The sequence below is a fragment of the Clostridioides sp. ES-S-0005-03 genome (assembly GCF_020658455.1).
Taxonomy (GTDB): domain Bacteria; phylum Bacillota; class Clostridia; order Peptostreptococcales; family Peptostreptococcaceae; genus Clostridioides.
In genome coordinates, this window is the sequence record NZ_JACVWI010000001.1 from 826,322 (window position 1) to 850,339 (window position 24,018).

Here is a 24,018-nt window from a genome sequence, read left to right on the forward strand (position 1 = left end):
TTTACAATGAAAAATATAAATTTTGATATATTAGAGCAGTTAAAATTTAATTTAACTGTGTGGTAAAAAAGTCGTGATATCAAACTGTCACGGCTTTTACATGTATACAAATTCAAAAAATGTATAATGTAAGATTAAAATTATAGAAATGCCATACTTCACACCAAAATAGCTAAAGAAAAAGTATGAGGAGGAAGAATTTATCATCAACAGTAGCAATTATAAATTTAATGAAAGCAAATATGGAGATTTTAATATAACTAAGACTGTATCTATTGATGCTAGAAAATTTGAACTGTTCTATCGTATTTATGATAAAACTTGATTATAATATACATATTATGGGTATAAAAATGTAAATATAGAGATAAAAAATTAGAAAGGAAGTTTTACTATAATGATTAAATTATATGGATATACAAAATGTTCTACAGTTAAAAAAGCAAAAAAATGGCTTAAAGAAAATAATTTGGAATTTGAGGATATAGATATGGTTCAAAATCCACCAACTAAAAATGAATTAGAATTAATTTATAATATTAGTGGATATGATATAAAAAAGTTTTTTAATACAAGTGGAATGAAATATAGAGAACTAGGTCTTAAAGATGTAGTAAAGACTGAGTCAGATGATAAACTGCTAGAAATATTAGTAAGTGATGGTATGCTTATTAAAAGACCACTACTATTTGATGGTAAAAATGTACTATTAGGGTTTAAAGAAGATGTATGGAAAGATATTTTATTAAAGGAAGAATAGAAATCAATGGGTGTATTAGTTAAAATTTTTAATTGGTACACCTATAAATTTATGTATTAAATTTACTTTTGTTATACATAAATAATAAGAAATACACGTGAATATACAACTCTAATAAATTTTACAGGTATATTATTCTACTATTTTCTCAATGCAGTTAAAATTTATACATAGTAATTACTGTTAATTACAAGTTAGAAAAGTACATTTCTAGTCTCTATGTAAGTGTTTTTAGTATTGGGATTAAAAGCACATCAATAGAATTATTAGCTATTAGATAGTAGAATCTTGTACTTTCTGAGTTTAATATATTAAATAAATACATATCTTTTCACATAAAAGTACTATTAAATCTAAATCTTGATTTTAATCTATTAATTCTTGCAAACATGCATGTGATTTATTAGAATTTATACTATACATAAAGTCTAATATTATTTATTATTTTGGGGATATTTGTTACTATTAAAAAAATTCACATTGACCTTGTCTCAAATAAATTTAATGTGAATAAATATACCCTTTCTTATACAAATTATATCATTTATTTTATTTAAAATAACATAATATTACAACGAATTATTACAAAATTACTTATTATTAACCATGAACATTTGTTTTGTGATATTATATTTATATGAGGATATTGTCATAAAAACGTTATATTTATACAAAAAATTAAATGAAAATTTATTTAATATGAATGTTTTTTATAAATTATACCTCTACTTATAGTTTTACAAATAATAATAGTATTTAAAAATTTGACAACAAAAAAAGAAAACTTTCAAAAGAATTAAATCTAAAAAGAATAGGAGATAAATATGGGTATTGAAGATTTATATGGTTTTGAATGTGTTCCTGTGAACAATGAGATTGATATTGACAATTTATTGGAGACAATGATAGAAGATGGAAAAGAAAAAGGATATACACCAATTATAATTATCGATGAAAAGGTAGGATTGCTAAAAGAAAACATTGATATTGTCAATAAAGAGTATGGTTCTCTTGAGAACTACAAAGAGCATTGTCTGAAAAAATATAATGAAATTGATGTAAATGAATTTTTCAAGTGTAGGAAGAGTGAAATTTCAGAGGTGGTAAAGGAACTCATAGAGTCAGAAGATATTTTTTGTGATTATAAAAGTTTTAACCCAATTACAAATATAGATATATTTCAAGAAAATAACAAAGTTTACATAGCTAAAGTTCCAACAACTAAACCTTATGAAGTATTTGCATATATACCAATTGGTGGATTTAACGATTGTCCTAGTGATGAAGAGCATATAGCAGTTGCAAAATATTGGTACGAAAACTATGGAGCATACCCAATAGCAATTGGATGTGACACAGTCCAATATTTTTCAAAAAATATACCTAGTGACAATAAAATGTTCAATAACCTATGCATAGAGTTAATCTTGTACTGTGAAGATATTATTGTACAAGGATATGAGACATTAAGAGCTCTAAAAGAGGTAATACAAGATTCTACCATATGGCTTTTTTGGTGGGATTGATATAGGGCTCTGTAAACTATAAGTATTAAGTTTTTAAAACATTTTTAATGATAGTATCTTTTTGTAATTTACAATTATATCGATAAGAAGAGTAATTATATGAGAATAAAATCGTGAACTTAGCCATGAAGATAGGCTATTTAGGCTTCATGGCTTTTAAGTATATTACTGTATTACACTGTTTTGTTTTTATATAGTGTAATACAGCAATATGCTTAAATTGTAAAGATATAAATAAAAGTACTTTAATATTATAATTAATATATTTAAAAGTCATTCTAATTTTTTAAATATATACTTTATATGTTATAATCATTAAGTATGTAAAAAATAAGAATAGTTTTAGAGTTCATATTTTATTGATATGGAGGTAGATTTAGTGAAGGAAAGAGAAAAGTTAGAAAAATTAAGAGAAAAATTGATTGGATTAGAAAGTGTGGCAGTTGCTTATTCAGGTGGAGTTGACAGTAATTTCTTACTTAAAGTAGCAAGAGATACATTAGGAGATAATGTTATAGCTGTAACTATTCATGCAATGATGCACTCAAATAGAGAAATAGAAGAAGCAAAACAATATACTAAAAATTTTGGAGTTAAACATATTATATTAAGAATAGAAGATTTTGATTTAAAGGAATTCAAAGAAAATGGTGTTGAAAGATGTTATTATTGTAAAAAATATATATTTACTAAAATAAAAGAGGTCGCAAAGGAACATAATATAAAGTACATAGTAGATGGAACCAATGTAGATGATTTAGGAGACTATAGACCAGGTCTTAAAGCACTAAATGAACTAGAAGTAATTAGTCCATTGAAAGAAAGTGGATTAAAGAAAAATGAAATTAGGTTACTTTCAAGAGATATGAAGTTAGAAACTTTTAACAAACCATCATTTGCATGTCTGGCAAGCAGAATTCCTTATGGTGTTGAAATTACAGATGAAAAGCTTAGGATAATAGAAAAAAGTGAAGAATATTTATCTGATTTGGGCTTTTCTCAATTTAGAGTAAGAATGCATGGAGATATAGCTAGAATAGAAGTTAATCAGGAAGAATTAGGTAAATTTTTTGAAAATAACAATTTTAGTAAAGTTGACACTAAATTAAAAAAATTTGGCTTTAAATATGTTACACTAGATATGTCAGGATATCAAATGGGAAGTATGAATTTAAACATGTAAATAGGTTAAAAAATAAATAATCGTTGTAATTAATATAGGAAACAGGAGGTTTTATGAAAAACTATACATTAATATCGCCATGTTTTTTTGGAATGGAAAAAATGTTGGCTAGAGAAATTACTAATTTGGGATATGAAATAATAAAAACAGAAGATGGAAGAATAACATATAAGACTGATGAATTTGGGATAGCAAAATCAAACATGTGGTTAAGATGTGCAGAAAGAGTACATCTTAAGATTGCTGAGTTTGAAGCAAAAAGCTTTGATGAATTATTTGAAAATACAAAAAGGATAAATTGGTCTAAATATATACCTTATGGAGCTCAATTTCCTATTTCAAAAGCTTCTTCTATAAAATCAAAATTATACAGTACACCAGATGTACAAGCTATAGTAAAAAAAGCTATTGTAGAAAGCTTGAAGAAAAGTTATTTAGAGGATGGTTTGCTTAAAGAAGATAAAGAAAAATACCCTATATTTGTATTTATACACAAAGATAAAGTAACTCTTTCAATAGACACAACAGGAGATGCTTTACATAAAAGAGGATATAGAGAAAAAGCAAATAAAGCTCCGATAAGAGAAACTTTAGCTTCTGGACTTATCTACTTAACTCCTTGGAAAGCAGGTAGGACTTTAGTAGACCCTATGTGTGGTTCTGGTACTATATTAATTGAAGCAGCTATGATAGGTATAAATATGGCACCTGGATTAAATAGAGAATTTATATCAGAAAAATGGAGAACGCTTGATAAAAAGATTTGGTGGGATGTAAGAAAAGATGCTTTTAATAAAATAGACAATGAATCTAAATTTAAAATTTATGGATATGATATAGATGCAGAATGTATAGATATAGCTCGAGAAAATGCAGAAATAGCAGGTGTAGATGAATATATAGAATTCAATGTAGGAGATGCAACTGAGTTTGAGAGTGAAGAAGAATTTGGATTTATAGTTACCAATCCTCCTTATGGAGAACGATTGGAAGATAAGGATAGTGTTAAACAATTATATAAAGAGCTTGGTTATGCATTTAGAAAGTTAAAAAATTGGTCATATTATCTGATAACTTCCTATGAAGAATTTGAATATGAATTTGGACAAAAAGCAGCTAAAAAGAGAAAATTATATAATGGTATGCTAAAAACTAACTTTTTCCAATATCCAGGGCCTAAACCTCCTAGAAATAATAATTAGATTTTATATTTATCATAAGTTTTATCAAAATATAAAGTTTTGTTAAAATAAGTAAAACCTTATGAGGATTTGAAACGTCTAACTATTGTGAGGAGATTTTTGCGAGAAAAAAGAAAAATTTAAGATTGTAGGATTAGGAGGGGTTAAATGAAGTTATTAAAGCTTATTATTGTATCAGGCTTAATGATGTTATTTGTTACTGGATGTAATGTTAAAACTGAATCTCCAGAACAATTGGCAAAGATACCTAACTATGATGATACAAAAAAAGTATTGTACGATGGTATAGATCAGCTACTAAAACCAGACTCATCTATGATATTGCCTTCTAATACAAAAGAGGTAGGAAAAATAAATAAGGTAGATTTAAATAGTGATGGAGTTGATGAATTAGTAGTATTTGAGCAAAAAGAAGATTTAAGTAATAATGTTAATAAAGTAGGTTTTGTAACTTTAAGTTACAATGGTGAAAAATATGTACTAGGAGACCATTATTTAGAAAATGGAGAATCAATAGAATATGCTAATTTCTATGATTTGGATTCAGATGGATATAAGGAAGTTATTTTACTTGTTAAATCCAAAGATAAAACTAATATGCATATATACAAAGTAAGGGATAATGAAATCACAAAAGTATACGATTTAGATGCTTCTTGGATTCAAAATAAAGAAGATTTTAACGATATGAAGGTAAAGATTGGTTATATAGATGGAGATGACAAGATAGATATATTAATGCTTCATTTGAATAATAAAACTAATGAGATGTTTGCAACTGTTGCAAATTTTGATGGAACTATGAAGGTTAAGGATTATGTCAAATTTGAAAATGTAAAAAATCTAAATGAGTTATATATAACTCTAGGTAATGTTGCTTCATCTGTTGGAAATTCAGCTGCATCCATCAAAGGTGTTGTACTAGATATTCCCATGTTAAAAGAAAATAATTATATCACACAGATATTATATATGAAAAATGATAAAATTCAAAAAGTGTTTAGTGATTATGATAAAACTATTACTAAACCTTATTACATACCTGTTGATGATGTTGATAAAGATAAAATTATAGAGATACCTATAGTTGCTGGAGGGAATAGAAATACTTATACCTCTAAAGCATCTGCTAATATAAGTTGGTACAGATGGAATGGGAAAGAAGATTCTAATTCAAAATTAATATTTATAAGCCAGATATACTATAATTATAAATACAATTTTAGATTATTTATGCAAAATAATTTAGTAGATAAAATAATTGTTGAACAAGAATTTGTTGGGGAAAAAGCTGTATTTAAATTTTACTATTTTGATTATTCAGAACGTAAGAATTTATTTAATATAATAGTAGAGAGTAAAAATAAACTTGAAGATAGAAAAAGTGCAAATACACAAAATTCTATTGTACTTCAAGAAAGCGATGAATATACTTTTTTACTAACTATAAATGATGCAAATGAAATGGATAAGTTAGATATTACGATAGACGCATTAAAAGAGTATTTCTCATTAATATATGGTTAATATTACACTCAATTGGAGGTTTTATTTTATGAAGGAAAAAATACTTATACTAGAAGATGAAATTGGAATTAGAAGTTTTGTCAGTATAAACTTAAAAAGAGAAGGCTATGAAATAGTTGAAGCAGGTACTGGTAGAGAAGCTATAGAAAAAATGACAACAGAAAGTGATATTACAATAGCTCTTTTAGATGTAATGCTTCCAGATATAAGTGGGATAGAGGTTTGTAAGTTTATAAGGGAAAATTTTGATCAAGTTGGGATAATAATGCTTACTGCAAAAGCTCAAGAAGATGATAAAATAGAAGGATTTATTTCAGGAGCAGATGATTACATCATAAAACCATTTAGTATAAAGGAACTTTTAGTTAGGGTTTCTGCTCTTATCAGAAGAGTTGCAAAAGATGATTCAAATGTTAAGTCAAGTGAGATAGTCTCGCCACCATTTATACTTGATATAGATAAAAGAAAATTATTTAAGAATGGTAAAGAGATTGAACTTACTCCAACAGAATTTTCAATAGTAAAATATTTGATATCAAATGCTAAACAATCATTAAGTAGAGATCAGATATTAGATGAGGTATGGGGAACTAATTATTTGTATGATTTTAAAATAGTAGATGTAAATATAAGAAGGATAAGAAATAAAATAGAAGATGACCCATCAAAACCAAAATATATACAAACTATTTGGGGTTATGGATACTGTTTTAGAAAGGAAGAATAATAGTGTTACATTTTGAAGGTCTGAGAAAAAAAGTAATAAAAAACTATTTTATAATAATTATTATAATGGTAACTCTGTTTGAAGGGCTATTCATGTTTTATATACAAAACTATTACTATGATTCTGTTAAACAGTTACTTGAATCTGAAATAAAATACGCTGATGAATATAATGCTATTACAATGGAAACTACAAGCTTTGAGAAAAAAGTTAAAAATATTTTTGATAAACAGCCATTAACAAAGAATTCAGAATTTGGGATTTCGATAATAGATAAGAATAAAAATGTTATATTGGACCAATATGGATTTAAAAGTAAAGAAAAAGCAAATTATGAAGATGTAGATAATGCATTAAGAGATGTAAAGACTAAAAATTTAACACCATATACTTATAAAATACCAGATACAGGAGAGCATGTCATGAGCATCTCCTTACCACTCAAAGTAAATAATATTATAGAAGGTGTTGTTAGATATACTGTTTCATTAGATGGAATTGATAACGCCATATTAAAGCAAGCTACATGGCTTATATTGGCGGGAATATTTATACTTATTATAGCTATATTAATAAGTCTCAAATTTGCTGAGACTCTTATAAAACCATTGAGAGAGCTAAAGAAGTTTGCAAACGAATTAGCTGTAGGAAACTACAATATAAAATTGGAAAATATGAAGATTGTAGATGATGAAATTGGTGATTTAGCACAGACATTTGAACATATGGCACATGAAATTGATAAGAGTGAAAAATTGAAAGAAGAATTTATATCTTCTGTATCTCATGAGTTGAGAACCCCTCTTACATCTATAAAGGGATGGAGTGAAACATTAGGATATGAAAGTATAACTAGAGAAGAGTTAGATTTAGGTCTAGGTATTATACAAGATGAGACAGAAAGACTTATAAAGTTGGTAGAAGAATTATTGGATTTCTCAAGGCTTTCTTCTGATAGGATAAAGCTTCATATTGATATAGTTGATGTTGAAGGATTAGTTGTTGGGGTTGTAAATCAGTTGAAAGTTAAAGCAGCTGAAAAAGATATATCACTTTTATTTGAATTTGAAAATGAATTCATAGAAAATATCCAAGGAGATAAAAATAGACTAAGACAAGTTCTTATAAATTTAATACAAAATTCATTTAAATTCACTAGTCAGGGTGGTTACATAAAAGTTGTAGCTTCTCAGGATGAAGATATAACAACTATATCAGTTGAAGATAATGGTTCAGGTATAGAAAAGCAAAATTTAAATAAAGTTTTAGATAAATTTTTCCAAGAGGATTACAACAAGGCTGGCAGTGGATTAGGTCTTGCAATTAGTAATGAAATTGTAAAACTTCATGGTGGAGTAATGAAAATAGAAAGTGAAAAGAATGTTGGAACAAAAATAACTTTTAATATAAAAAATAAATTTGCTAAACAGGCATAAATTCTTAGAAAGAGGATTAAGATGAGAAATATAAAAATGATAGTAGCATATGATGGTTCAAGATACAAAGGTTATCAAAAATTAGGCGATAATGACATGACTATACAAGAAAAGCTTGAGTCTGTCTTAAGTAAAATGGCCAATGAAACTATTGAGATAATTGGTTCTGGGAGAACTGATATGGGAGCACATGCAAGAGGTCAAGTTATAAACTTTAAAACAAATTGTATGGATTCAGTAGATAAAATTCAAAAATATCTATATGAATATTTGCCAGAGGATATAGTTGTAAAAACTGTTGAGGAAGTTGATGAAAGATTTCATTCAAGATACAATGTAAAATCAAAAACTTATTTATATAAGATTGATAATAATAAATATCACAGTCCTTTTATGAGAAAGTATGCTGCACACATAAGTAAAAAATTAGATTTAGATAGAATGAGAAAAGCAAGTGAGTATTTAATAGGAGAACATGATTTTACTAGCTTTGCTTCTTCTAAGTCTAAGAAAAAATCTAATGTAAGAGAAATTTACTCAATAAATATAAAAGAAAATGATGATATTGTAGAAATATATATAGAGGGAAATGGATTTTTATATAATATGGTAAGAATAATAGTAGGAGCATTAATAGATGTTGGCCTTAAAAGAAAAGCACCACAAGATGTTAAGCATATGCTTGAGTCGAAAGACAGAAGTAAGTCATCAGACACCGCACCAGCTAAAGGACTATGCCTTTGGAAAGTAAAATATGAGTAAGCTTAAAGAGAAAATATTTTAAAAAGAAAATAAATTATATAGTTGACATAAATGGAAAAATAAACTATTATATATTCTATAAGAGATGTCTAAAAAATTTGATATTTAAATCCGATGAAAAAGAGAGTAACTTTTATGTATTTTATAGAGAGCTGAGGATGGTGGAAGCTTAGCAAATAAGTATTAGTGAAAAGAACTTTGGAGGATGCTAATTGAATTTAGTATGTTAGTAGGTAATCTCGCCTTAAGAGAAAGAGTGGATAAGTTTATCTTATCAATTAGAGTGGTAACGCGGATATATTTCGTCTCTTGGTTTTTCCAAGAGGCGTTTTTTAATATATTTATTTACTAATATGTATTTAGTAGTTATACATTTACTGATTGATTAGCTAAGTTTATCAATAAGAGTGGTACCGCGGATATTTCGCCTCTTAGTATTTAAAAATACTGAGGGGTTTTTTTAGTATTAAAATGATTTTATAAGAATCTATATTTTTAAAGTCATTCAATATTAAGAGTTTCTATGAAAAAATAAAAAATATAAAATTATAATTTAAAATTGGGAGGAATTAACAATGAAGGAAAAAGTAGTATTAGCATATTCAGGAGGACTTGATACATCAATTATAATACCTTGGTTAAAGGAAAATTATGAAGATATAGAAGTTATAGCTGTTTGTGGAAATGTAGGTCAAGAAGATAAAATGGAAGATGTTTATGAAAAAGCTTTACAAAGTGGAGCATCAAAAGCCTATGTAGATGATATAAGTGAAGAGTTTGTGACGGAAACTATATTTAAAGCTGTAAAAGCAGAAGCAAAATATGAAGGAAAATACTTATTAGGAACTTCTTTAGCAAGACCTATAATAGCTAAAAAATTAGTTGAAGTTGCTCATAAAGAAGGAGCAAAATATATATGCCATGGATGTACAGGAAAAGGTAATGACCAAGTTAGATTTGAAGCTACAATTGCAGCCCTTGACCCAACTATAAAAGTTATAGCTCCTTGGAGAATATGGGATATAAAATCAAGAGAAGATGCTATAGATTATGCTGAGAAACACAACATAAAAGTAACAGCAACTAAAGCTAAAATATATTCAGTAGATGCTAACCTTTGGCATGTATCAACAGAAGGTGGAGACATAGAACATTTACAAAATGAACATAAAAAGGATGTATATAAACAATGTGTAGACCCTGAGGATGCATGTGATGTAGCTGAATATGTAGAGGTTTATTTTGAAAAAGGTGAGCCTAAAAAGATAAATGGTGAAGAATTATCTCCAGTGGCATTAATTCATAAATTAAATGAGTTAGGTTGTAAGCATGGAATTGGAGTTATAGATATAGTTGAGAATAGACTTGTTGGTATGAAATCAAGAGGTATATATGAAACTCCAGGAGGAACAATTCTTTATGAAGCACACAATATTTTAGAAAGTGCTACTTTAGATAAAGACACACTACACTTTAAGCAAATGATATCTTACAAATATGGAGAGCTTATTTATAATGGATTATGGTACTGTAAATTAAGAGAATCTATAGATGCATTTATGGAACAAACTCAAGATAATGTTACAGGGACAGTAAAAGTTAAACTTTACAAAGGTAATATAAAACCTGCTGGAATATTTACTGAAAATGCACTTTATGATGAAGGAATATCTTCTTTTGGAGATAGTGAACTTTATGACCATAAAGATGCAGAAGGATTTATTAATTTATTTACTTTACCACTAAAAATTAGAGCTATGAAGGCTGGGAAATAATAGAATATAGTAAATTAAAATTATTAGAGTATATAAGAAACGTTTTTTAGTTTTTTATATGCTCTTTTTTATATAAAATTATTATATTATTTGTAATAGTTTATTTGAGTACAATACAAGAAATTTTAAAACTTATTTTTCTCAAGATTTTCTACTTATTTACAAGCATTAAAAGTCTAATTTTATTATAAGTTACATAATATGAATACTTATTTTTGAATTTTGCCATTGACTCTCACATTATAGGAGGGTTTATACTAGGTTTAATTAAAAATATACATGAAAAAGCTACTAATCGTAGAAGGCAATAACCATATAATTTGAAATTATAAAGATATAATTTATGAAAACACTATTAATTCCATAATGAAATTATTTATAAATGGAGGTAAATTAAATGAGGAAAATAATTGAAATAAAGCACCATTTACATGATTATGAATGTATGTGGAATGGTATAGAAGATATATATATGAATAAAATGGGTGAATCTCTGCCAAATGATTTTTTCTTTTTATTATCAGGTTTTGGCTCGTTTTGTTATCTAAAAACAAATAAAAAAGAATTAAAGAGAATGGTTGCTTTTGGGGATGGAAGAACCAAAAAAATGTATGAATTTTTAGCACCTATTGTTGGTTTTGAATATAAACACTATGAGTTTAAAAAGTATGAACAAGCTTTAAAAAAGGCAAAATCAGAAATTGATTCTGGTTATCCAGTTGTTTTAGGAGCCTTAGATATGTATTATCTGCCATATTATGAAAAATTATATCAAAAAGAGCATATTCCTTTTCATTATGTGCTTATGGTAGGGTATGATGATATAGAAGAAAGAATATATTTATATGATTGTGGGATAACTGATTTAATCTCTATTTCTTATGATGAACTATGTGAATGTATGAATTGTAGTTATCCTGGATTAAGCAAAGCGAATACAATTTGTACAGTTAGAATGAATAGTTCAAAGAATAAATATCAGATTGCTCAAGAAGCACTCGCTATAAAGCGTGATATGTTTTTAAATCCACCTACAGGGTTTTTAGGATATAAAGGTTTTGAAAAGTTTATCAAAGAATTGTCACAATGGAAACATGAACTGGAAAAAGATGACTATGATAGGATTTTAGCTAATATGGTTATGTTTTTTGGAACAGTACCAACTATTCCAAATGCAATCAAAGGAATTGAAGAACCAGATAGTGTCGAATTTAAAGGTGGTTTTGATAAAATGAGCAAGATGCTTAAATCTATTGGAACTGAATACAAAAATGACTGTTGGGTACAAGTAGCAGAGATTTTTGAAGAAAGCGCAATTATAATTGAAAAAATATCTAATATAATAATAGATTATTTATTGAATAAGGATGATGAAACTGAAAAACTTCCTTTACTATTTTCCGAAATTTTGAAACAAATGAAATCTGGATACTTAATGTTAGGTATATGAATATAGAACAAGATTTCTTTTTAATAATGTTAGGAAAAAGTATATTAACTAGATAATCAAAATTTAAATATGAAATGAGTTCAAAAAATCAAATTATATATTTATAAAGTGTTGACTCTAACACCACGTTATATTGTAATATGAAAACATAGTTTGAAAATATTAATAAATACTGATAGATATATAAATATTTATTAATATTCGTAGCTGTAAAATAAAATTTTGAGGTGAGGCAATGAGAACAGTAAAACAAGTTTCAGATTTGACAGGAATAAGTGTGCGCACATTACATTACTATGACGAGATAGGTTTATTAAAACCAAGTGAAATTACAGAAGCAGGGTACAGGTTTTATGATGATGAAGCTATTAAAACGCTTCAACAAATTTTATTTTTTAAAGAGCTTGAGATACCTTTAAAAGAAGTTAAAGATATAATGTTAAGCCCATACTTTGATAAAATGCATGCTCTAGAAAGTCAAAGAAAGCTACTTATTATAAAACGTAAAAGATTGGATAGTCTAATAGAAATTATAGACAAAACGTTAAAAGGAGAAAATGTAGTAAACTTCAAAGAATTTGATATGAGTGAATATTTTAAAGTATTAGAGGAATTTAAAATAGAGCATGAAGATAAAGTAATTAAAATTTATGGTAGTGTAGAGAAATATAATGAACATATTGAGAAGTTTAAATCTAAAGAAGATGAAATTGCTAAAATGGCTATAAAAATATATGGAAGTATTGAGAAATATTCTGAGGCTATAAAGAAAAATTTTAATAGTGATATATTGACTTTAGCAGAACAATTTGATGAATTTAAAAAAGACTGTTTGGAAGATAATCATCCAAAATTAAGTGAACTATATAAAATACTTGTAGCAGATTTAAATAAAAATCCTTTATCAAAGGAACTTCAAAAAATTGCTAAAGAGATAACAGATACATCTAAGAAAGATTATGAACTTTTTAATATGGAGTATGGAGATGATAATTGGTATAGCATGGTGCAAAATTATTTACTAAATCCTATATGGATAAAAGAAGTTGATAAAAAGTATGGTAATGGAGCGTGTAAATTTATTGGAGAAGTTTTGAAGAGTTATTTAGGTAATAAACAACCCAAAATAAACATATTATATGAAAAGCTTGTGGCAGACTTAAGTAAAAATCCTTCTTCAGAAGAGATTCAAGATATTGTTGGAGATATAGTATATGAAACTAACCGAATGAATGAATTTTACAAGATAGATGAAGGAGAGAATTATTTAGATTATTTGTCAGAACTTTATTTACAAAATTCTAGCTATATACAGGTGACTGATAAGAAATATGGTAAAGGAGCATCCAAATTCATTGGAGAAGCTCTAAAAATTTATTCTGATAGTAGTAAATTGTAAATAAACAAATAAGGATATAGAATCATTACTTTATCTATATCCTTACTTGTGACTGTTAAAATATATAATTTATATCAAACTTAACACTTTCAACAATATTTCCTAAATATGTTTTTATGCTTTCAACTTCTTCTAAGGATTTTAATTTATTTTCAGTATAAATTGCTTTATCAAGAATATTAAATTTTAGACCTATTTCGTCAAAGTATTCATGATTTAAAACTTTATACCAATGATTTCTTTCTTTAGACCATCTAGTAGATATAGAATCAGCTTCTTTTTGAGCTTTTTCCCATTCTTCATTTTCTATAGATTTCTCTAATATAGACATATTGTTTTTGTAATCTTCCGTAAAATCATATAGTTTATTATTAACATAAAATCCAAATAGCATAAATAAAACAGCCCATAGTATAACAAATGTTGTAGATTTCAATATTAATCACCCTTCTTATTTTGAATAAATATTTTGTCATTTTCATCTAAAACACAAATAAGAACATCTTTAAAAGTTTCTATGTGGTTAGACTTTAAGATACCCATTAACCAGTTAGTATCTTTTTCAGCCATATCAAGATTTTTATTTATTATTTTACCATCCAAAATAAGTGGAATTGGTAAATGGTTAAAAGCTCTTGGAGGAGTACTATTATAACTTGATGCTGGAACCACACTTAAATTACCATCAGTCTCTAAAATAGCATATTGTACATCTTTTATGTTGAAGTAACCTTGAATTCTCAATTGTTCTAACAACTCATCTATACTAACTCTTTCTTTTTTAAGTTCATTATATACAATCTTTCCTTTGTCAATTAAGACAGAAGGTTTACCTGATAAAAATGAACTTAATTTTCTGCTTTTTAAGGATAAAAATGAAATTAGAGTCTGCATAATTACAAGGCCAGTTATTGCTGCAACACCATTTATAATTGGTATATTATTATTTTCCATTGGGACGGATGCAACTTCTGCAATTAAAAGTGTTATGACCAAGTCAAAACAGTTCATTTCAGCGATTTCACCTTTTCCCATGACTCTAAGTGCAATCAACACTGTTATGTATAATATAATACTTCTTATTAATACCACTGTCATATCTATCAATTACTCCTTTAAAAAATATTTATACTAAGTTAGTATATCCTATATAAAAAAAATAATTCAGATTATAAAAAATACCTTAAACAATTGAATTCAATCATTTAAGGTACTCTTGATAATCTCAATATTAAATTTTTTATGGATTTTCTATTACTTTTATTTATCTTAACTACAGATTCAACAAAATTATTTTTATCACCTAATTTCAATACAAAATCAGGATATTCTTCAAATTCATTGAGCTTTATTAATTTAAAAGAAGAAGATAAGTTTTTGAAGTTGATAATTTTAGAATTATTTACTAATACACTTCTTTTTTTAAAATAAATGTCTTTTTTACTTATATTTAATATATTGAATATTTGTTTAAGATACATTATTATATCTTCTGGAGTCTTATCAAATTTAAGTTCAAAATTTTCATCCTCAAAATAGGGAATATAATATAAAGGATTTTTAATAGGAGGCAGTTTATTGTATAATTCTTCAAGTGTATTAGTATCTTTAGGATAGTTAAGGTAAAAACATTTACATACATTCATTAAATCCAAAGCATCTGAAAGTGAATTATGTTTAATTTCTCCCTCTACAGAAAAAATCTTTTTCATATTTAGTAAAGATAGTTGCTTAGATAAGACTCTATTTTTATATGTAATATGCTGAGATATAAAAGGTTGAATATCAATCATCATATTGAATAACTCTAAGCAGGTACCCGCATATTTATATACTCTAAAGGAATTTAGAAGACCAGCAATATCAAAATCACCCCAATTATATATTGTAACATCGCTAAATTTTTTAAACCATTTGAAAAAATCATCCATAACATATAAAAGATTAGGAGCATTATTAATTTCTAACTGGTTTAATTTAGTGAGTTTTTTACACTTAAATGAAAGTATTTCATTGTATTTTGGTTTAACTAAAGAATAATAATCATCAACTATATTAAAGTCATTATCTACCAAAACACAACCTATTGAAATCAATTCAGCTCCACTATATTCTAGCTTGTATTTATTATCATCTAATATATTAAATTCAAAGTCTATAAATAACTTGTATTTCATAAATTAAAAGCACATCCTCATAGATATTTATTTAATGAGATTAAGCGTCATAAGAATCAATTGATATAATGATTCTGAACATCAAAGGCTCATTACAACTTTTATTTATTTCGTAATTTAAATCAAAGGAATCTTTTAAGATAGAATTTATAAGTATTCTTTCCCAACCTATTTTTAGATTAACTTTAGCTTCTAACAATTTAGTTTCTATCTTTTTAAATATTTCTATATTCGCGGGTATTATACTGAGTTCAATATTACTTTTAAATGGGTTAGATTTTAAATCAGTTATAAGAATGTTCTTTAATTCTTCTGTAAGTTCAGAGATTAAATTATTGCCTATATATTCTTTAATTATTTCTTCTCTAATTTCTCTTAAATTTAGCAACATTAACACCTACTACTTGTATTATAATATGCAAAGTATAGTAAAATTTGATTAAGTTTTTTTATTATACTTGCAATAGTAGCTTTTTCCTTTCTGTTTATTTTTATATGATTAATCCATATTAGAAAACTACTAATATGCTTATAAAGAATAGTTTGTTGTATGTTAAAAATAAAAACTGTTAGTCTTTCAGAGAATAAAAGCTATGTAAAAGTGAAGATTATAAAATAGAATCATAAATATAAGATGTTTTATTCTCTGAATTTTTTGGTACTAAATTCTTAATTTGTTATTTGCCAATTCCTTTTTCTGATAATTTTTCTAGCATATCCTTAGTCATTTTATCTAAATCATAATTAGCTTTAAAACTCCATTCATTTACAGCACTGCTACTATCTAATGAATTAGGCCAAGAATCAGCTATACTTTGTCTTACAGGGTCTACATCATACTCTATTGTAAAATCGGGTATGTATTTTTTTATAGAATCAGCTATTTCTTCAGGAGCAAAACTCATAGCAGTGATATTAAAAGCATTTCTATGAATAAGTTTTTCAGCTGGAGCTTCTATTAAATCTACTATAGATTGAAGAGCATCAGGCATGTACATCATATCCATTTTTGTACCTTCTGCTATGTAAGACTTATATTTTTTATTTTTTAATGCTTCATAATATATGTCAACTGCATAGTCTGTAGTTCCACCACCAGGAGGAGTAACGTAAGAAATAAGACCAGGAAATCTAACTCCTCTAGTATCCACTCCAAATTTTGAATGATAATAATCACATAGTAATTCACCAGATACTTTAGTTACACCATACATAGTATTAGGTCTTTGTAGTGTATCTTGAGGAGTCATGTTTTTTGGAGAATTTTCACCAAATGCAGCTATTGAACTAGGTGTAAAAAACTTACAATTCAATTCTCTAGCTATTTCAAGACCATTTATCAATCCATCCATATTTAAATTCCAAGCTTCTAAAGGTTTACTTTCTGCAACTGCTGAAAGCAGAGAAGCTAGATGAATTATAGTATCCACATCATATTTTTTTGCGATTTCAAAGAATCGATTTTTATCTGTGACGTCTAATATTTCAAATATACCAGATTCACATACAGGATTTCCTTCTTTTGTTCTTCTTGAGCTAGCAATTACATTTTGTTCTCCATATTCATTTCTTAGCTTGAGTGTTAATTCTGAGCCTATTTGTCCTAATGCACCTGTTATAAGTATTTTTTTCAATTTGCTAACCTCCTTAGAGTTTAATTTGTGTATTATTGCTTATTTTTATTTTAGCAAATCTTTTGTTTAAATACAAAGAATTAAACTACTTAATGCATTACTTAATTTAATAAATTATAATAAATGTTTCAGAGTTTAATGTAATAAATATCAAAATTAAGTATATAGCATATAGGTAAGACATAGTAATAGTAACGTTTATATATATTATTTATGAAATTGTTTTTAAAGATAGGTAAAGTACAAAGAGAGTCAAAGTGGACAGTGGATTAAGTTTAAAAAGTAATATTTATAAGATTACTTTTGTTTAAATTCTAAATTTATTCTAATGTACTTCACATATATCACATATATAAAGTTTAAAATTACTACAAAGATAAGTATTAAGTAAGATTAAAAATTAAATTAATTTGTATAAAAGTTTAAAGGAGATAAATTTATATGTTATATAGAGTTGATAGAGATAAAATATCTAATATTGGAATACTGGAATGTGCTACATTAATAAGAAAATTAGCACAAAAAATAGCTAAGGAAAAGGGCATAAAGGAACAAGAAGCATGGAATGATGCTGTTAGTGTATATAAACAAAAGTATAGGTATTTAGTTTAAAGAATAACTTTGATATATCCTTCCCATAAAATCTGAGAATAAAAATTATATGTTTTTATAAGCGTATTTCTTATTAAATTAAATCTTAATGAGGTATAAATATATAGTATGTGACTAAGTCACAGAAGTCAAAGTAAATTTAGGATATAATATTAAGATATAACAAAGATGTTTCTACAAATAAAAAAGTATCATAAGTATTGAACTGAGTATAAATGTTGTTTTTAGTTTAGTTGTAACTTATTGTAGTTTTTTGTTAAACATTGTTTTGTAATATTTGAAGTATTAGACAATCAAATGAATAAAATTATGAATTTTTTGAAGTAAATACAATTCTAAGTTTATAGTCATAATAAATATTATATAAAAAGGTTAATAATATTTTATTTAGACACTATGAGAACACGTAAACTAAAATAAAAATTGAAAGGAAGTATAAAAATGACAAGACCATCAATATATCATAGCCAAGGATACACTTGTGCAGAAGCATTAATAAAATCTTATAATGAAGAACATGAGACAGACATACCAATTTCAATAGGAAGTGGTATGGGAGTTGGAATTACTGTAGGGAGTGTCTGTGGAGCTGTAAATGCAGCAGTTGTTATAATAGGATATTTAAATGGACGAAATAATAACTTAGATGAAAATATGGCAAGAAAGTATTCAAGAGAATTAATGAATAAAGTAAGGGCTAAATACAGTACAGAAATATGTGCTTCATTGAAAAAAAATAAAGTAAGCTGTGGTGAAATAATAAATTTCACATATGATGCCTTAAATGATATACTAGAAGATCAAAAATAATCTTGAAAAATGAGCATTTCCCATTTAGGGGAGTGCTATTTTTTATTAGATAAATATTATTTTCTTTTAATATAATTTTTAAATCAATTTGATTATATTTTAGCCAATATAATTTAATATAGAAAATATTAATTGACAAGAAAAAATATACTATGCTAAATAAAAATAAATTATTTAACATAAAGAGAGTAGATATAATTATGTCTATAAGATTGTAGAAACTAATAAAAAAATATATTAATTATAAAGAAATATATAAGAAAATAAAAGAATTAATGAATATAATATAAAGTAAAAAAGTATAAAATTATATAATACTCTTATAAAATAAAGAAAAAATAGAAATTTCCTATAAAATACATAGATTATGACATAATATGGTATAATTAGTAAAAATATAGAGATTGGAGGAATTAATTTGTTTATAGAGGAAGAATTAGAAGGATATATAATAAAATGTAAAATATCTGAAGACTTTAAAGATAGACCTGAATATAGTGATGAAGAATTTTATGTTACAATCTATAAAGATGAAAGTTCTGACTCTGGGTATTATGCTTTGTTAGAAAATAAGGATGAAAAAGTAACATGGGATGGAAAAGTTGTTGCTAATAATATTTTAAATAGACTTTGGGTTGTAGTAGATAAGGTTAGAGCTGGTTAATCATGTAATTATATAGTATTTATGATATTTTAAATAAATTTTCAGATATAGAGGACTAATATGTAATAAATAAGAAAAGTTATTCAATTGTGGAGGGTTAATTAAATGGAATATAGTTATAGTAAGATGCATCTGCAAAAAGGGGATATTGTAGAAGTAAACTTGGAGAAACAAGCTAATGTGATATTATTAGATCATATAAATTATGTTAAATTTAAAAATCAAAGAAACTATGATTATTATGGTGGATTTGCTAAGAAAACTCTATGTAGAATGAAAGTTCCTAATACAGGAACTTGGTATTTGGTTGTAAATGAAAATGGAAATAGTGGTATAGTAAACTTTTCAATTAATACAATTCAAAATTAATTTAATACTAAAAGGCTTGGATTAATATCTAGGTCTTTTTATTGTATCATGGTTTATATATAAAATTATCTTAATAAATATTAAAAAGAGTGTTGATATATAATTAGAATAAAATAAGTATACAGTTTTGATAAAGAAAGGATTTATAAAGATGCATTAAAAATTTATCTTTATAAATCCTTTGTGTCTATATCTATCTGGCATATAATTACTATATTATTTTTATATAGATTATTTATATACGCTAAATATACTCTTAAAATTTAAATTAAAAATACTCTTATTAACACTGAGCTCCACCTTTAAGATGTAAAGGAGCATCAAGTATAGCTTGCTTTCTTTCCAATACAGAATCTGATAAAAGCATTTCTATAAATTTATCAACACCAATTCGATCAATCGTAATTCCAAAGCGTTCACCTGTTTTACCTTGTTCTCTAAATAAAAGAAGAGTTTTTTCAATTAAAGTCATAAGTTCTTCTTTTGAAAATAGTTTATCAATTTGTGTTCCAGGGCGAACAGATTTGCCCCATTTTCCTCCTATGTATATTTTGTAGCCAGATTCTTTTTCTTCAATACTATCAAAATTACAACTTTCTATACATTTACCACAGTTATTGCACAAATTATTATCTATTTCAAGCTTTCCTTTATTTGTTAATTTAGCGGCTTTGACAGGACAGACTTCCATAACAGAACATTTTTTGCATCCAACACATATTTCAGGGTCATAATCAGGTACACGTTGACCAACAATTCCAAGGTCATTTAAGTCAGGTTTAATACAATTATTAGGGCATCCACCAACACCGATTTTAAATTTATGAGGTAACTTTACATCGTACCATCCTTTATAAAATTCTTGATGAATTTCAGCAGCTAGTGCTTGTGTATCAATCAATCCATGAACACAAACAGTTCCCTTACATGCTACAACAGGACGAACTCTTGAACCTGTTCCACCTGTGATTAAATTTTCACTGGCAATGAATTCACTTAAAGCTTCAATATCTTCAAATTTTACACCAGGTAATTCTACTGTTAATCTAGTAGTAAATGCTACTTGACCATTTCCAAATTTTTCAGCAGCCTCAGCAATCTTTTTCGTTTGTGAGGTATTGATTACTCCATTTACAGTTATTATACGTGCAGCAAAATGTTCTCCATCTCTACTTGGTAAAAAGCCTCTACCTTTTAATTCCTTTTTTTGTTCTGTTGTAATCTTATTCATAATTAATCCTCCATTGCTTTAAGATTTGGATAAAATAGTATTCCACCTTCAAGGACTTTTGTATTTGTATAACCAAATCGTCTTAAACGATTTTGAGCCATGTAGCTGTTTTTACCTTTTGCACATAGAAGAAGAATCTTTTCATCTTTAGAAAGACCTTCAATTTCTCCATTAATTTCACCAACAGGTAAATAACGTAGGTTAGGAATAGAAGGGGCTTTTGAAACATCAAGTTTAGTCCAGCTATCAAAATCTTCAATTTCATCAAGTAAAACACTATCGAGTTCTCCATCAAGTTTATTTTGTAACACGTTTACTGCCACTACAAAAGGATGAATAGCTGTTGAGAAAGGTGGTGCATATGCAAGGTCCATACTTTCTAATGAATAAAGGTCTGCTCCCAAAGTTATTGCAGTGGCAGCTATATCTACTATCTTATCAGTTGCACCAGGGCCCATAACTTGAACACCTAATAACTTTCTAGTATGTTTTTCAGCAACCATTCTTATTATAAAATTAGATGCATCAGGATAATAGTGAGCCTTATCATCAGTAGCTATAGTAACAGAACAAACATCATAACCTTCTTTTTTAGCTGACTCTTTACTTAAACCTGTTTTTCCTACATTAAGTTCTGGCAATTTGACTACAGTTGTTCCAAGAACTCCTTTATAAGTTTTAGATTTTCCAGCTATATTTTGAGCACAAATTCTACCTTCATGATTTGCAGATGAACCCATAGGTGACCATGTAGGTTTATTTGTCAAAGCATTTTTTACACAAGCACAATCTCCAACTACATATATATTTTCATCAGCTGTAAGCATAAATTCATCAGCTATAAGTGTTTTGTTTGGAGCAAATTCTAAATCTGTATCATTTAAAAAGGCTGTATTAGGATGAATTCCAACTGACATAACCACTAAATCTGTTTTAATAACTCTATTTTTGGTACGAAGTTTTTCTACTTTATTTTCACCTTCAATTCCTATAACTTGGTCGCCTGTGAAAATCATAATACCTTTATCAGCTAGGTGATTTTCAACATATTCAGCGAAATCGGTATCAAATCCAGGCATAACATGTTCGGCCATGTCAATAACACTTACACGTATACCCATAGCAGAAAGATTTTCAGCAATTTCAAGACCAATAAAGCCTCCACCAATGACAACAGCTCTCTTGACTCCATTTTCGACAGTATCTCTTAATGCTATTGCATCATTTGGAGTACGCATGAAGAATACTCCAGATAAATCGATTCCAGGTATTGGTGGTTTTATTGGGTCTGCTCCTGTGGCAATTACAAGTTTATCATAACTAATAGTTTCTTCTTCTCCTGTTGAAATTCTTTTCAAAACTACTTGTTTTGATTTTCTATCAATAGATGTAACTTCAACTCCACATCGAACTTCTGCTCCTGTTAGTTTAGAAAAGCTCTCAGGTGTATTTACAATTAGAGATGATTTATCTTCAATAACCTTACCAACATAATATGGTAAGCCACAGCCTGCATAAGAAATATGTTCGCCTTTATTGAGGATTGTAACAGAACAATTGTCACCCATTTCACGTTTTATTTTTGCAGCAGTTTTTGTTCCAGCAGCAACTCCACCTATAATTAATACTTTCACAATATCACACTCCAATCCTTTTTATAACTCTATGCTAAAATTATAGTTCTTGACAATGTATTTGTAAAATACTAAAATGTTAATAAAATCATAAGTATTTACTAATATTTGGTAAGGTCGTGATAATATGACTATTCGTAGCCTTGAGATATTTGTAAGGGTTGCTGAATGTGGCAAAATGAGTGAAGTTGCAAGAAATATGTATATTACACAGTCGTCAGTTAGTCAAGCTATTTCGGAAATAGAAAGAGAGTATGGAGTTAAATTATTTGATAGAATTTCAAAAAAACTATACCTAACTGAAGCAGGAAAAAAGCTTCTAGGATATGGAAAGCATCTTTTATCTATAAATGAAGAGATGATTGATTGTATGAAACATTGTGCTAAAAATATTAGAATAAGAGTTGGAGCAACAGTAACTGTTGGTACTTGTGTGATAAGCCCAATAATATTAGAGTTATATAAAAGAAACCCTTTAGTGGAACCTGAAGTGTTTGTTGAAGATACAAGTCTAATTGTAAAAAAATTACTTAATAGTGAATTAGATATTGCAATTGTAGAAGGAAAGATTAATCATCCAGATATTGTGATAAAAAGCATTATTAAGGACCACCTTGTACTTGTATGTTCCAATAAGCATAAATTTTACAATCGAGATTCAGTAAAAGTTTCAGAACTTTCAAACCAGCCATTAATTATGCGTGAACTGGGAAGTGGAACAAGAGCGCAATTAGAAAATCAATTGAAAGAATTAAAAATACCAATGAATATTAGATGGTCATGTTATAACTCTGAAGCTATTCTAAGAGCAGTTACAGATAATTTTGGTATTGCTGTTATATCTGAACTTCTTGTTGAAGATTACGTAAAGAAAAATCTTTTATGGTCTTGTGATATTGAAGGCATTGACTTATGCAGGACATTTGATATTGCATATCATAAAAATAAGTTTTTTACTGAGAATATAGCATCATTTTTTGATATTTCAGTAGAGTTTGGGAAAAAAGAAATGAGAAAAAAGATTAGGAGGTAGCAACTAAGTATAGTTGTTACCTTCTTTTTCATATCTAAAGTATATTCATAACTACAAAGTTTTGAATTTAGAAGTTGAGTGGTTATTATGTCATATTTATTGTTTTA

23 protein-coding genes and 1 other annotated feature are annotated in these 24,018 nt (G+C 27.0%); of the genes, 16 read left to right on the top strand and 7 right to left on the bottom strand.

Annotated features, from left to right (window positions below):
- Positions 1-397: 397 nt before the first annotated feature.
- From IC218_RS03940 to IC218_RS03990, 11 genes are all read left to right on the top strand, one after another.
- A complete protein-coding gene (locus IC218_RS03940) occupies positions 398-760 on the top strand; it encodes an arsenate reductase family protein (protein ID WP_227435937.1) in 363 nt (120 codons plus the stop codon).
- An 824-nt stretch (positions 761-1,584) separates the two neighbouring features.
- The gene (locus IC218_RS03945) at positions 1,585-2,286 is read left to right on the top strand and encodes a DUF4253 domain-containing protein (RefSeq protein ID WP_227823855.1); all 702 of its coding nucleotides are present in this window, start codon (positions 1,585-1,587) and stop codon (positions 2,284-2,286) included.
- 364 nt (positions 2,287-2,650) lie between these two features.
- Positions 2,651-3,469 (top strand): ATP-dependent sacrificial sulfur transferase LarE, encoded by an 819-nt coding sequence (gene larE, locus IC218_RS03950; protein ID WP_227483139.1) that lies wholly within the window; start codon positions 2,651-2,653, stop codon positions 3,467-3,469.
- 53 nt (positions 3,470-3,522) lie between these two features.
- Positions 3,523-4,671 carry a THUMP domain-containing class I SAM-dependent RNA methyltransferase gene (locus IC218_RS03955; protein WP_227483138.1) on the top strand — a complete coding sequence of 383 codons (1,149 nt, stop codon included), beginning with the start codon at positions 3,523-3,525 and terminating at the stop codon, positions 4,669-4,671.
- 147 nt (positions 4,672-4,818) lie between these two features.
- Positions 4,819-6,198: a hypothetical protein gene (locus tag IC218_RS03960; protein WP_227435946.1), complete on the top strand. Its 1,380-nt coding sequence runs from the start codon at positions 4,819-4,821 to the stop codon at positions 6,196-6,198.
- Between the two features lie 28 nt (positions 6,199-6,226).
- A complete protein-coding gene (gene walR / locus IC218_RS03965) occupies positions 6,227-6,925 on the top strand; it encodes a cell wall metabolism DNA-binding response regulator WalR (protein WP_227435949.1) in 699 nt (232 codons plus the stop codon).
- Positions 6,926-6,927: 2 nt separating this feature from the next.
- Positions 6,928-8,361 carry a cell wall metabolism sensor histidine kinase WalK gene (gene walK, locus IC218_RS03970; protein ID WP_227435951.1) on the top strand — a complete coding sequence of 478 codons (1,434 nt, stop codon included), beginning with the start codon at positions 6,928-6,930 and terminating at the stop codon, positions 8,359-8,361.
- A gap of 21 nt (positions 8,362-8,382) precedes the next feature.
- Positions 8,383-9,123: a tRNA pseudouridine(38-40) synthase TruA gene (truA, locus tag IC218_RS03975; protein ID WP_227483137.1), complete on the top strand. Its 741-nt coding sequence runs from the start codon at positions 8,383-8,385 to the stop codon at positions 9,121-9,123.
- Between the two features lie 105 nt (positions 9,124-9,228).
- Positions 9,229-9,436, top strand: a binding site (T-box leader).
- A gap of 262 nt (positions 9,437-9,698) precedes the next feature.
- On the top strand, positions 9,699-10,898 hold the full coding sequence (locus tag IC218_RS03980; RefSeq protein WP_227435954.1) for an argininosuccinate synthase: 1,200 nt from the start codon (positions 9,699-9,701) through the stop codon (positions 10,896-10,898).
- Positions 10,899-11,295: 397 nt separating this feature from the next.
- The gene (locus IC218_RS03985) at positions 11,296-12,348 is read left to right on the top strand and encodes a BtrH N-terminal domain-containing protein (protein ID WP_227823856.1); all 1,053 of its coding nucleotides are present in this window, start codon (positions 11,296-11,298) and stop codon (positions 12,346-12,348) included.
- Between the two features lie 235 nt (positions 12,349-12,583).
- Positions 12,584-13,747 carry a MerR family transcriptional regulator gene (locus IC218_RS03990; RefSeq protein WP_227483135.1) on the top strand — a complete coding sequence of 388 codons (1,164 nt, stop codon included), beginning with the start codon at positions 12,584-12,586 and terminating at the stop codon, positions 13,745-13,747.
- Positions 13,748-13,802: 55 nt separating this feature from the next.
- Here IC218_RS03990 and IC218_RS03995 read toward each other — a convergent pair whose 3' ends face one another.
- The 5 genes from IC218_RS03995 to IC218_RS04015 form a co-directional block, all read right to left on the bottom strand.
- Positions 13,803-14,183 (bottom strand): DUF4363 family protein, encoded by a 381-nt coding sequence (locus tag IC218_RS03995; RefSeq protein WP_227435961.1) that lies wholly within the window; start codon positions 14,181-14,183, stop codon positions 13,803-13,805.
- 2 nt (positions 14,184-14,185) lie between these two features.
- Complete coding sequence (locus IC218_RS04000) at positions 14,186-14,845, bottom strand: DUF421 domain-containing protein (protein ID WP_227435963.1); 660 nt, start codon at positions 14,843-14,845, stop codon at positions 14,186-14,188.
- Between the two features lie 107 nt (positions 14,846-14,952).
- On the bottom strand, positions 14,953-15,924 hold the full coding sequence (locus tag IC218_RS04005; RefSeq protein ID WP_227823857.1) for a 3'-5' exonuclease: 972 nt from the start codon (positions 15,922-15,924) through the stop codon (positions 14,953-14,955).
- Positions 15,925-15,964: 40 nt separating this feature from the next.
- Entirely contained in the window at positions 15,965-16,315 is a 351-nt protein-coding gene (locus IC218_RS04010; RefSeq protein WP_227435968.1) for a hypothetical protein, read from the bottom strand.
- A gap of 286 nt (positions 16,316-16,601) precedes the next feature.
- Positions 16,602-17,558 (bottom strand): L-threonine 3-dehydrogenase, encoded by a 957-nt coding sequence (locus IC218_RS04015; RefSeq protein WP_227823858.1) that lies wholly within the window; start codon positions 17,556-17,558, stop codon positions 16,602-16,604.
- A 441-nt stretch (positions 17,559-17,999) separates the two neighbouring features.
- Here IC218_RS04015 and IC218_RS04020 point away from each other — a divergent pair, with 441 nt between their 5' ends.
- The 4 genes from IC218_RS04020 to IC218_RS04035 all read left to right on the top strand — a co-directional run bounded on the left by IC218_RS04020 (position 18,000) and on the right by IC218_RS04035 (position 20,013).
- Entirely contained in the window at positions 18,000-18,170 is a 171-nt protein-coding gene (locus IC218_RS04020; RefSeq protein ID WP_227435972.1) for a hypothetical protein, read from the top strand.
- Between the two features lie 441 nt (positions 18,171-18,611).
- Positions 18,612-18,980, top strand: a complete 369-nt coding sequence (locus IC218_RS04025; protein ID WP_227435975.1) for a C-GCAxxG-C-C family (seleno)protein — start codon at positions 18,612-18,614, stop codon at positions 18,978-18,980.
- A 418-nt stretch (positions 18,981-19,398) separates the two neighbouring features.
- Positions 19,399-19,644: a hypothetical protein gene (locus tag IC218_RS04030; RefSeq protein ID WP_227435977.1), complete on the top strand. Its 246-nt coding sequence runs from the start codon at positions 19,399-19,401 to the stop codon at positions 19,642-19,644.
- Between the two features lie 105 nt (positions 19,645-19,749).
- On the top strand, positions 19,750-20,013 hold the full coding sequence (locus IC218_RS04035; RefSeq protein WP_227435979.1) for a DUF1883 domain-containing protein: 264 nt from the start codon (positions 19,750-19,752) through the stop codon (positions 20,011-20,013).
- A gap of 283 nt (positions 20,014-20,296) precedes the next feature.
- Here the strand turns inward: IC218_RS04035 and IC218_RS04040 are convergent, their stop codons facing one another.
- Positions 20,297-21,244 carry a 4Fe-4S dicluster domain-containing protein gene (locus IC218_RS04040; RefSeq protein WP_227483132.1) on the bottom strand — a complete coding sequence of 316 codons (948 nt, stop codon included), beginning with the start codon at positions 21,242-21,244 and terminating at the stop codon, positions 20,297-20,299.
- Positions 21,245-21,246: 2 nt separating this feature from the next.
- Positions 21,247-22,878 (bottom strand): FAD-dependent oxidoreductase, encoded by a 1,632-nt coding sequence (locus tag IC218_RS04045; RefSeq protein ID WP_227483131.1) that lies wholly within the window; start codon positions 22,876-22,878, stop codon positions 21,247-21,249.
- 127 nt (positions 22,879-23,005) lie between these two features.
- Here IC218_RS04045 and IC218_RS04050 point away from each other — a divergent pair, with 127 nt between their 5' ends.
- A complete protein-coding gene (locus tag IC218_RS04050) occupies positions 23,006-23,911 on the top strand; it encodes a LysR family transcriptional regulator (RefSeq protein ID WP_227435985.1) in 906 nt (301 codons plus the stop codon).
- Positions 23,912-24,018 lie beyond the last annotated feature (107 nt).

Coding starts and splice junctions, on each gene's coding strand:
- IC218_RS03940 (WP_227435937.1), top strand. CDS start 398: ATGATTAAATTATATGGATATACAAAATGTTCTACAGTTAAAAAAGCA.
- IC218_RS03945 (WP_227823855.1), top strand. CDS start 1,585: ATGGGTATTGAAGATTTATATGGTTTTGAATGTGTTCCTGTGAACAAT.
- larE (WP_227483139.1), top strand. CDS start 2,651: ATGGAGGTAGATTTAGTGAAGGAAAGAGAAAAGTTAGAAAAATTAAGA.
- IC218_RS03955 (WP_227483138.1), top strand. CDS start 3,523: ATGAAAAACTATACATTAATATCGCCATGTTTTTTTGGAATGGAAAAA.
- IC218_RS03960 (WP_227435946.1), top strand. CDS start 4,819: ATGAAGTTATTAAAGCTTATTATTGTATCAGGCTTAATGATGTTATTT.
- walR (WP_227435949.1), top strand. CDS start 6,227: ATGAAGGAAAAAATACTTATACTAGAAGATGAAATTGGAATTAGAAGT.
- truA (WP_227483137.1), top strand. CDS start 8,383: ATGAGAAATATAAAAATGATAGTAGCATATGATGGTTCAAGATACAAA.
- IC218_RS03980 (WP_227435954.1), top strand. CDS start 9,699: ATGAAGGAAAAAGTAGTATTAGCATATTCAGGAGGACTTGATACATCA.
- IC218_RS03985 (WP_227823856.1), top strand. CDS start 11,296: ATGAGGAAAATAATTGAAATAAAGCACCATTTACATGATTATGAATGT.
- IC218_RS03990 (WP_227483135.1), top strand. CDS start 12,584: ATGAGAACAGTAAAACAAGTTTCAGATTTGACAGGAATAAGTGTGCGC.
- IC218_RS04000 (WP_227435963.1), bottom strand. CDS start 14,845: ATGACAGTGGTATTAATAAGAAGTATTATATTATACATAACAGTGTTG.
- IC218_RS04005 (WP_227823857.1), bottom strand. CDS start 15,924: ATGAAATACAAGTTATTTATAGACTTTGAATTTAATATATTAGATGAT.
- IC218_RS04010 (WP_227435968.1), bottom strand. CDS start 16,315: ATGTTGCTAAATTTAAGAGAAATTAGAGAAGAAATAATTAAAGAATAT.
- IC218_RS04020 (WP_227435972.1), top strand. CDS start 18,000: ATGTTATATAGAGTTGATAGAGATAAAATATCTAATATTGGAATACTG.
- IC218_RS04025 (WP_227435975.1), top strand. CDS start 18,612: ATGACAAGACCATCAATATATCATAGCCAAGGATACACTTGTGCAGAA.
- IC218_RS04035 (WP_227435979.1), top strand. CDS start 19,750: ATGGAATATAGTTATAGTAAGATGCATCTGCAAAAAGGGGATATTGTA.
- IC218_RS04040 (WP_227483132.1), bottom strand. CDS start 21,244: ATGAATAAGATTACAACAGAACAAAAAAAGGAATTAAAAGGTAGAGGC.
- IC218_RS04050 (WP_227435985.1), top strand. CDS start 23,006: ATGACTATTCGTAGCCTTGAGATATTTGTAAGGGTTGCTGAATGTGGC.